Origin of the sequence: Rhizobium sp. Root1334 (assembly GCF_001426665.1) — a bacterium.
Lineage (GTDB): Bacteria > Pseudomonadota > Alphaproteobacteria > Rhizobiales > Rhizobiaceae > Pararhizobium.
Genome location: NZ_LMEY01000020.1, coordinates 1 through 8,235, shown reverse-complemented (window position 1 = coordinate 8,235; position 8,235 = coordinate 1). Strand labels below are relative to the sequence as shown.

The window sequence follows — 8,235 nt, the reverse complement described above, 5'->3', positions numbered from 1 at the left end:
GCTTGAGCAGAACACGCAGTTGCGTCGTATGATCGGCCGCTACGATGGCGCGTAAGCTCGAATCCAGCGGTGGTTGTTTTACAAGTTCTGTCCCAGATAGCTTGGGAATTCTCGTTGCTACTTTTTAGCGTAATATTCAGCGATGAGCGTAATACGTGTATCACATAAGCATATTTATGGAACTTTGACCCTTTTTGTGAGTGCCTTATGTTTGTCCGCCTAAATGATCTCGCAGCTCCAAGGTGAGTTTGCGCCTGCGCGCGACACAGTGACGGCGGCCGCAGCACCTTACTTCAATTAGATACTCCCTAAGACTGGTGCAAAGAAGCTGGCTCAGCGTAACGGTTCCAGTTGGCCTTGCGTCACGACGCGCCTATTGTCGAATTAAGCAACCTTGGGCGTGGTCCTGCAGGAAGGGACGAGAACAGCCCAGCCAACAAGGAAGTCATGTCTATTCAGCGAACGAGCTTTTACGTCCTTTTGGCACTGGTGACGATCGCGTTCATCTGGCTTCTCCTGCCCTATTACAACGCTATCCTTTGGGCGGTCATTCTTGCGATCATCTTCTTTCCGGTTCATAAGCAGCTGGAGCGCTTGCTGCCGGGTCGCAGAAATATCGCCGCCTTGCTAACCGTCTTGTTATGCATCTGCCTCGTCATCATACCGGCAATGATCATCCTCGGGTCTCTCATTCAGGAAGGAACCAGCCTCTACCAGCGGATCAGCAGCAACGAAATCGACCTTAACGACCATTTGGCCCGATTCGAGGACGCGCTGCCGACATTCATTGACAACTGGCTGAACTCACTGAAGCTGGGCGGCTTTACGGAACTGCTCGCGAAAGCTGCATCTGGCGTCATGCGAGCCGGCCAGTCGGTCGCCGGCGGCGTACTAAGTTTTGGGCAAAATACGCTGCAGTTCTTCATTAGCCTGGGCATTATGCTCTATCTCCTCTTCTTCCTGTTCAGGGACGGCGCCGCACTTGGCCGGACGATCCGACATACGATACCGCTGAGCGATGCCTACACGCGGCAATTCGTGGACAAATTCGCGGCTGTCGTTCGCGCCACTGTCAGGGGCAACATCATCATCGCTGTGATCCAGGGCACGATTGGCGGCATTGCGTTCTGGGCTCTTGGAATAGAAGCCGCCCCGTTGTGGGGCGTCATCATGACGTTCCTTTCTATGCTGCCCGTCGTTGGCGCGGTGCTCGTGTGGCTTCCGGTAGCAATCTGGCTGTTTATCATGGGTGCGTGGCTGAAGGGACTGATCCTGGCCTTCATCGGCATGCTGGTCATAGGACTCATCGACAATCTGTTGCGTCCGCCGCTGGTCGGCAAAGGGACGCGACTGCCTGACTATGTGGTGCTGATCTCGACGCTCGGCGGCATTTCGCTGTTCGGCATTAGTGGTTTTGTGATCGGTCCGCTTATTGCCGCACTCTTCATCTCTGCATGGTCTCTCTTTGAGCAACAGCAGCACGACGAGAAATTGGAAACAAAGGACACACAGTGAATATTCCACGGGCATGTCATGACTGACGCGGTTTATGGCCAACGATGGCGCTCACAAAGCAGACCCACCCTGCCTTGATTGGCCCGAACCGTAGACCATCAAGGCTTTGCTCGCCCCAACTGGTTTCCTGATGACTTGGAGCTTTCCAATTCTCCATAAGTTATGGAAAGGCTCACGAGGGCAGTCAGAAGCCAATCCTGACGCGTAGACCGCCAGCTTCGATGTTCGTGATGTAGATCGAGAGGTCGTATACATCGGCAATGTCGCGGACGATGGCAAGGCCGATACCTGTCCCAGGCGTCTTGAGATCGAGGCGTATGCCGCGCTCCATGATCGTGGAAAGCCCTCCAGGACTGGTGCCGGGACCATCATCCTCGATCACCAAAACAGGCCTTCGACCCTGCTGCTGTGCGGTGATCCGGATGGCAGATCGGCTCCATTTAACGGCGTTGTCAAGGATATTGCCCAAGAGCTCCTGCAGGTCATTCGGATCCATTTCAATGGAGATCCCAGGCGCAACGTCAATAGTCCAGGTCAATTGCTCGCCACGTGGCGTCCGCCTCAGCGTTCGCACGATCGTATTGAGCGACGTGGCGAGATCGGCGTCAGACGAGCGCAACTCTGCGCTGCCGGCTATCCGGCTGCGCGTCAACTCACCCTCGACATGGGATTTCATGACGTCGGCCAGACGAACCAGTTCGTCGGCGATTTCGACTTCGCCGCGCTCGCGTAGGGTCTCTGCGTCGTTGAACAGGACGGTCAGCGGTGACTTGAGGCCGTGCGCCAGATCGGCGGCGCGTGTTCTCGCTCGTGAAATCAGTTTTGCCTGTGCTTCAAGAAGCCGGTTGACCGCATCGACAACGGTCTGGAGTTCACTTGGGAAAGCGCCGCCGAGGCGCTCAGCCTTGCGCGCGCGGATGCGGTCGAGCCCGTCACTCACCGATGAAATCGGACGCAGACCATAGGTCAACTGAGCCAGCGAGGCTGCGATCAGGAACACCGCAAGCGCCGCCATGTAAGGTATGATATCGAACATGAAGGTCCGGCTCGCCTTTAACACAACGGACGCATCAATGGCCGCGGCGACGCGAATAGCCCGTTTTCCGTCGGGAGCAGCAAATACGATCTTGCGCTCCTGCACGATAAGGTCTGAGCCTTCCGGCCCTGCGAGATGATAGCGATGGATGGAACCCGTCTCATGATCGTCGTTAGGCAAAGGAAGTGACGTATCCCATAGCGAGGCAGAGCGTAGCTGCCTGTTGCGAAGATCGTCCTCCACCTGCCAGTAAAGACCGCCATAAGGTTCATGAAAGCGACGATCGACAGGCCTATCCGGCAGCTCAATTCCGCCATTTGCTGCAAAGCGTAATGTTCCAGCAATATTGTTGATATGGCCGGTCAGCTCCTCATCGATGCGGCGCTCGAGATTGCGGGTAAACAGGTTGATCAGCACGAGGCTGGCCATGATGAGCGCGAGGATAACGCTCATCATGGACACCACCAGGAAGCGACCGCGGATCGAGCTCCTCATGCGGCACTTCCGTTTATGCGGTATCCATAGCCGCGCCGGGTGGCGATCACATCACGGCCGAGTTTGCGACGCAGACGTCCAACGAGCACCTCGACAGAATTGCTATCGCGCTCGAAGTCCTGCGCGTAGAGCTGTTCCGTCAATTCGATCTGAGAGACATTGCGCTCGCTGTTGTTTGCCAGAAACACCAGACAACGGTATTCAAGCGGCGTGAGATCGATCGGCAGGCCCAGGCGTGTGACGGTCTTTGTCCGCGTATCTAGGGTGATATCGCCGAACATCACGGTGGAACTCGCCTGGCCCGCACTGCGGCGGATGATGGCGCGAAGGCGGGCCAGCAGTTCCGCCATTTGGAAGGGTTTTGCAAGGTAGTCATCGGCACCAGCATCAATGCCCTCCACCCTCTCCTGCCAGTTGCCACGCGCCGTCAGGATCAACACGGGCGTCACCCGGCCTTCAGCCCGCCAGCGCTTCAGAACGGATAACCCATCCATTTTGGGCAGACCGAGATCGAGCACGATCGCCGCAAATTCCTCGGCATCTCCTGTAAACCAGCCTGATTCTCCGTCTTTTTCATGGACAACGACGAACCCGGCCCGCTCGAGATGCGTGATGACATCGCGGGCGATCAAGGGATCATCTTCAACAAGCATCACTCTCATTCGTCGTTCTCGATTTCCACCACCACACCCGATGCGGCGTCGACTTCGACCTCAACCATTCGGTTGTCAGGCCGCAGCACACGAAATTCGTAGACGGTGATACCGTGCTCCTGATCAACCGACGTCGAGACGATCTGACCGTCCACCTGCCCCGTCACGATGCGCCGCAATTCAGCCAGCGATTTTATTTCGCCCTTCTGAACGCGCTCGCGAATATGTTCACGGACATCATCAGGCGAGACGGTGTCGTCATGTTCATCGCCGGCACGCGATACGGAGACATGGCCAAGCGCCAACCCGAGGAGAAGCGCAACTCCTAGCGACGCTCTCACGCTCCCTCTTTTCTTGATTATTGCTCCCGGTATCATCCCCCATTCCTACCACCCCGACGCTGAAGTTTCGCTGACATTCTGCGTCAGGTATCGCTCAGCTGCCTTCGCTTAGTTTGCAGTTAACGGTTCGCAGCAACGGTGCTCGGCCGGGTCAACGAAGGATAATGACGATGAAAAATATCTTGATTGCTTCCCTGTTCGCCGCTTCCGTTCTCGCCGGCGTTGCCCACGCAGAAGACGTTGGCAAATGTGGAACCGCTCCACAGGACAAGTGGATGACCGAGGATGCCCTGAAGGCGAAGGCGATGGAGATGGGCTTCGAAGTTCGCCAGATCAAGGTCGAAGACGGCTGCTATGAAGTCTACGGGATCAAGGACGGCCAGAAGGTCGAAGCTCTCTTCAATCCGGAAACCGGCGCTCAGGTCGGCGTCGATGGTGACGATTGATGCGTAGCGCCGAGCACGAAATGCTGGGCTCCCTGACCGGTCGCGAGGAGCGACCGGAACGGATCAGGGTCTGGGACCCCGTGGTCAGGCTGTTCCACTGGGCGCTGGTGGGGTTTTTCGCCTTCTCGTTCTTCACGGGCGACGAATGGAGGTCGGCGCATATCCTGTCGGGCTACATGATCGGGGTGCTGGTAGCCATCCGCGTTGTGTGGGGTCTCTTCGGGTCGGAGCATGCCCGCTTCGTCAACTTCGTTCGCAACCCTGTCACCGTTCTCGGTTTCCTTGCCGATACCGCCCGCTTGCGTGCAAAACGATATATCGGGCACAACCCGGCAGGCGGCTTAATGGTGATCGCGCTTCTCTTGATGATCGCGGGCATCGTCACCACCGGCGCCATGATGACGACCGATGCGTACTGGGGCGTCGAATGGGTGGAGGATACCCACAGGACATTGGTCTATTCGACTCTCGGCCTGATCGTGCTTCACATTCTCGGGGTCCTGCTCGCCAGCATCGAACACCGCGAGAACCTCGTCCGCGCCATGATCACAGGCCGGAAACGTAGAGACTGAGATCGTGTGCCTATCCCAAATGCCGGAGCTACGATCTAACATTCCCGCGCTATTTTTTGCGCGGGAATGATCGCGTGCGACCCACTTGTCGAACCAATCCGATCGTAGATTACAAAATCTCGCCGCGCGTCCGACGGAAGCGTTGACCGTTCAGATGGCCTTCCCGACGACCGCGCCGATACCTGCCGTCAGCGCCATCGCAAACGCGCCCCAGAACGTCACCCTCAAGGTCGCCCGGACGACATTTGCGCCGCCGGCTTTTGCGCCTATGGCACCCAGAAGGGCGAGAAACGCAAGGGAGGCAACCGATACGGTAGCGACCAGCATGGAGGCGGGCGAGACCATGACCATAGCAAGGGGCATCGCCGCTCCGACCGCAAAGGTCGCAGCCGAGGTGAGTGCGGCCTGGATTGGCTTTGCGGAGGTGATCTCGGATATGCCGAGTTCATCCTGGGCATGGGCGGCAAGTGCATCCCTGGCCATCATTTGATCGGCAACCTGTCGTGCCAGAACAACGTCCACGCCGCGCCTGACGTAAATCTGGGCGAGTTCTTCACGCTCGAACTCGGGCTGGGTTGCCAGTTCCACACGTTCGCGGTCGAGGTCCGCCTTTTTCGGTGTCAGCCTGCGAACTCACTGAGACATATTCGCCGGCCGCCATCGACATGGCACCTGCGACCAACCCGGCCACGCCCGCAACCAGGATTTCGGAGCTTGCCGCCGAGGCCGTCGCCACGCCGACGATAAGGCTTGCCGTCGAGACGATGCCGTCGTTGGCACCAAGGACGGCGGCACGCAGCCAGCCGATGCGCGAAACGAGGTGATTTTCCGGATGCAGACGGCTCATGCCTTTCTCCTGATAACGCCCTCAAGGGGCACCGCAGCCGCTATCGTATTGGAAATTGTACCGTACTTGCGGACATTCTTGTGCAGGAGTTCCAGTCGCTGATCGCTTTCAATCGTGTCGATGGCCAATTCGTAATCGATCGAGATGATCTTCGGCGGCGCGTCCTGCCGGACGGCATGAAGGGTGACGTCGACGCCGTGAAATTCGAAGTCGAGCATCGGTGCAACGCGTTCGATGCCCTTGATCATGCAGGCCGCCACCGCCGCCAGTAGCAGTTCCGCCGGATTGAATGCGTCGCCACAACCGACAAGGCTTGTGTCAAGCCGTATTTCAGCCTGCTTCGTGGATGCAAGGCTGCCGCGCGCATCGACCCGGCGGGCGTTGACTGTATATTCAAGCATCGACAGCAAACCTTTCAGATATCTGGCACGCCCGGCGGCGACCCCGTAATACTCTATCAACAAGTCGAGAGGCGCGATTTGATCGGCATCAAGAAGACAGGACGATATCGAGAGCCCGCCCGTTGTTCGCTGACTGGCGAGGGAGGTGTGTCGTCTGTGTCTTCGCAGTGTAGGCCTTAACCCTGCCCCGGATAACCTAGCGGGCTGCTGCAGCTCCAGCGCTCCGATTGACGTGCGACTGCAATCCAACTGTAAAATTCGGTGAGACGCCGTCGTCCAAGGCCTCCTTGATCCAGCTCAATGATTAAAACCCGATCGTTGCCTATTTTAGAAGAGAGCGAAACGAGGTAAACTAATGAACATCGTAGAGATCAAAACTGAACTGGAAGATCGCCGTCGTGGGCTTGAGAAGCGCCTCGCCATGATCGACAGCGACCTTGGCCAAGAACTGGATGATGACAGTAGCGACCGGGCGATCGAAACGGAGAATGACGAGGTCCTTATAGGGTTGGAGCGGAGCGGTCGCGAAGAACTGAAGGCGATCCTGTCTGCCCTCGATCGCATAGAAAAGGGAGACTTCGGGCGATGCGTGCTTTGCGGCGGAGATATAGGTGAGCCTAGACTCGCAGCGTTGCCGTTCACGCCCTATTGCGTCGAGTGCGCCCGTGAAACTGCAAAGGCCTGATCGAGTCTGACACGCCGCCGAACGACCTGAAGCAAGACGGGAGCAGCACCCAAGCTCTGTTTCCCCACCAGATTACTACCACGCCTCTTGACCAGCACCTTTCGCCGCCGTTGTCGTCAAAGCGACCGGCCGACTGTCCGCTTAACTCACCGGCTGATGGCAACCTTCCGCTTATTGAACGCGTGGTCTCAATGGGCTACCTCAGTTGTGCTTGGGTCTCGCGGACACCGGTCGATGCCGGGGTACGGCCGTTATGGTATTTTCGTCCCCTTAATGTGCGAGCAGCATAGGGATTTCGGGCCCAGCAAGAAAAGACTGGGTAACACCGCCCAAAAGGCGCTCTCTCAACCGCGAATGCCCGTAGCCGCCGGCAATGAGCAGGTCGGCGCGATACTCCTTTGCCACCCCCTGAAGCACCGTTGCGGCCAGCTCTCCATCTGCACGCCTTTTCGCGACCTCCACCGACAGTCCGCCTTTTCGCAATGCTGCAGAAAAACGATCATGCAAATCCTCGTCTATCGCCTTGTCATCGACGACCGATATCAGCACGATCTTTGGGGACTGATCGAGGAACTGACGCGCGCCGGCTAGTGCCCGCGCCAAAGTCGCGCTGCCGTCCCAGGCGATCGCAATCACGTCGACGCGCCCGCAGGATGGCTCGCTGGGATACAGGATCACAGGTCTTCCACTGTCAAATAGGATACTCTCTACGAGCGAGCGGGCCGTTGGAACAGCTTCCATGAGGGAACAATCGTGGATTCGTGCTCTTCTCGAAAACGCCTCACCAATTTGGGATTCCAAGGTTTCGAGATAGGAGATCGTCGCGCTAATCCCGGCGGTTTCAGCGTAGTCCCTGGTCGCTTGCGTCAGAAACTCCGCGTTGTCGCGACTTGTACCTTCAGCGTCCGCACTCATTTTCGCGATGTCCAAGATGGGTGGAAATGCGCTGTGTACATTCGGTATTTTCACCCTCGCGATCGTTACATTCAGATCCGCGCTCTGATTTCGGGCAAAAGTAATCGCGTTCTGGAGTAGCGTGAACGAACTTGGATCCGGATAGGTCGTCAACGGCAGGTGAAATTGAGGCTTCATGGGGTATCTCCCTTTCCAGAATTCCCGATTTTGCGCGGAACGAACGTTTTGCCTCGATCGTGTCCCAGGGAGTGGTGTAGCTTAGACGACCACGGCTCATCCCAGAGGGTCGGATGAGTATCAGCGCGCCACTGCCGGCAAGCTGATGAGAG

9 protein-coding genes and 1 pseudogene are annotated in these 8,235 nt (G+C 57.4%); 4 read left to right on the top strand and 6 right to left on the bottom strand.

Going from position 1 to position 8,235, the window contains the following annotated elements; genetic code table 11:
* Positions 1-447 precede the first annotated feature (447 nt).
* Positions 448-1,515, top strand: a complete 1,068-nt coding sequence (locus tag ASD36_RS18455; protein ID WP_060511732.1) for an AI-2E family transporter — start codon at positions 448-450, stop codon at positions 1,513-1,515.
* 184 nt (positions 1,516-1,699) lie between these two features.
* Here ASD36_RS18455 and ASD36_RS18450 read toward each other — a convergent pair whose 3' ends face one another.
* Genes ASD36_RS18450 through ASD36_RS18440 form a run of 3 tightly spaced genes read right to left on the bottom strand, consistent with a single transcriptional unit; the run spans position 1,700 to position 4,040 of the window.
* Positions 1,700-3,046: a sensor histidine kinase gene (locus ASD36_RS18450; protein WP_060504056.1), complete on the bottom strand. Its 1,347-nt coding sequence runs from the start codon at positions 3,044-3,046 to the stop codon at positions 1,700-1,702.
* On the bottom strand, positions 3,043-3,708 hold the full coding sequence (locus ASD36_RS18445) for a response regulator transcription factor (protein ID WP_060504055.1): 666 nt from the start codon (positions 3,706-3,708) through the stop codon (positions 3,043-3,045). Before ASD36_RS18445 ends, ASD36_RS18450 begins: the two co-directional genes overlap by 4 nt.
* On the bottom strand, positions 3,705-4,040 hold the full coding sequence (locus tag ASD36_RS18440) for a PepSY domain-containing protein (RefSeq protein ID WP_162246361.1): 336 nt from the start codon (positions 4,038-4,040) through the stop codon (positions 3,705-3,707). The genes ASD36_RS18445 and ASD36_RS18440 overlap by 4 nt, the downstream gene beginning before the upstream one ends.
* Before the next feature lie 170 nt (positions 4,041-4,210).
* Here ASD36_RS18440 and ASD36_RS18435 point away from each other — a divergent pair, with 170 nt between their 5' ends.
* Together ASD36_RS18435 and ASD36_RS18430 are read left to right on the top strand one after the other, a co-directional pair.
* The gene (locus tag ASD36_RS18435; protein WP_060511730.1) at positions 4,211-4,486 is read left to right on the top strand and encodes a PepSY domain-containing protein; all 276 of its coding nucleotides are present in this window, start codon (positions 4,211-4,213) and stop codon (positions 4,484-4,486) included.
* Positions 4,486-5,058 carry a cytochrome b/b6 domain-containing protein gene (locus ASD36_RS18430; RefSeq protein ID WP_060511728.1) on the top strand — a complete coding sequence of 191 codons (573 nt, stop codon included), beginning with the start codon at positions 4,486-4,488 and terminating at the stop codon, positions 5,056-5,058. The genes ASD36_RS18435 and ASD36_RS18430 overlap by 1 nt, the downstream gene beginning before the upstream one ends.
* 150 nt (positions 5,059-5,208) lie before the next feature.
* Here ASD36_RS18430 and ASD36_RS18425 read toward each other — a convergent pair.
* Together ASD36_RS18425 and ASD36_RS18420 are read right to left on the bottom strand one after the other, a co-directional pair.
* Positions 5,209-5,905, bottom strand: a pseudogene (locus ASD36_RS18425) (VIT family protein).
* Positions 5,902-6,306 (bottom strand): OsmC family protein, encoded by a 405-nt coding sequence (locus ASD36_RS18420; protein ID WP_060511726.1) that lies wholly within the window; start codon positions 6,304-6,306, stop codon positions 5,902-5,904. The pseudogene ASD36_RS18425 and the gene ASD36_RS18420 overlap by 4 nt, the downstream one beginning before the upstream one ends.
* Positions 6,307-6,661: 355 nt before the next feature.
* Here ASD36_RS18420 and ASD36_RS18415 point away from each other — a divergent pair, with 355 nt between their 5' ends.
* On the top strand, positions 6,662-6,991 hold the full coding sequence (locus tag ASD36_RS18415; protein WP_060504048.1) for a TraR/DksA C4-type zinc finger protein: 330 nt from the start codon (positions 6,662-6,664) through the stop codon (positions 6,989-6,991).
* A 270-nt stretch (positions 6,992-7,261) separates the two neighbouring features.
* On the opposite strand, the gene ASD36_RS18410 is transcribed toward ASD36_RS18415, so the two are convergent.
* Entirely contained in the window at positions 7,262-8,083 is an 822-nt protein-coding gene (locus ASD36_RS18410) for a universal stress protein (protein ID WP_060511725.1), read from the bottom strand.
* Positions 8,084-8,235 lie beyond the last annotated feature (152 nt).

Coding starts and splice junctions, on each gene's coding strand:
- ASD36_RS18420 (WP_060511726.1), bottom strand. CDS start 6,306: ATGCTTGAATATACAGTCAACGCCCGCCGGGTCGATGCGCGCGGCAGC.
- ASD36_RS18455 (WP_060511732.1), top strand. CDS start 448: ATGTCTATTCAGCGAACGAGCTTTTACGTCCTTTTGGCACTGGTGACG.
- ASD36_RS18415 (WP_060504048.1), top strand. CDS start 6,662: ATGAACATCGTAGAGATCAAAACTGAACTGGAAGATCGCCGTCGTGGG.
- ASD36_RS18410 (WP_060511725.1), bottom strand. CDS start 8,083: ATGAAGCCTCAATTTCACCTGCCGTTGACGACCTATCCGGATCCAAGT.
- ASD36_RS18435 (WP_060511730.1), top strand. CDS start 4,211: ATGAAAAATATCTTGATTGCTTCCCTGTTCGCCGCTTCCGTTCTCGCC.
- ASD36_RS18445 (WP_060504055.1), bottom strand. CDS start 3,708: ATGAGAGTGATGCTTGTTGAAGATGATCCCTTGATCGCCCGCGATGTC.
- ASD36_RS18450 (WP_060504056.1), bottom strand. CDS start 3,046: ATGAGGAGCTCGATCCGCGGTCGCTTCCTGGTGGTGTCCATGATGAGC.
- ASD36_RS18430 (WP_060511728.1), top strand. CDS start 4,486: ATGCGTAGCGCCGAGCACGAAATGCTGGGCTCCCTGACCGGTCGCGAG.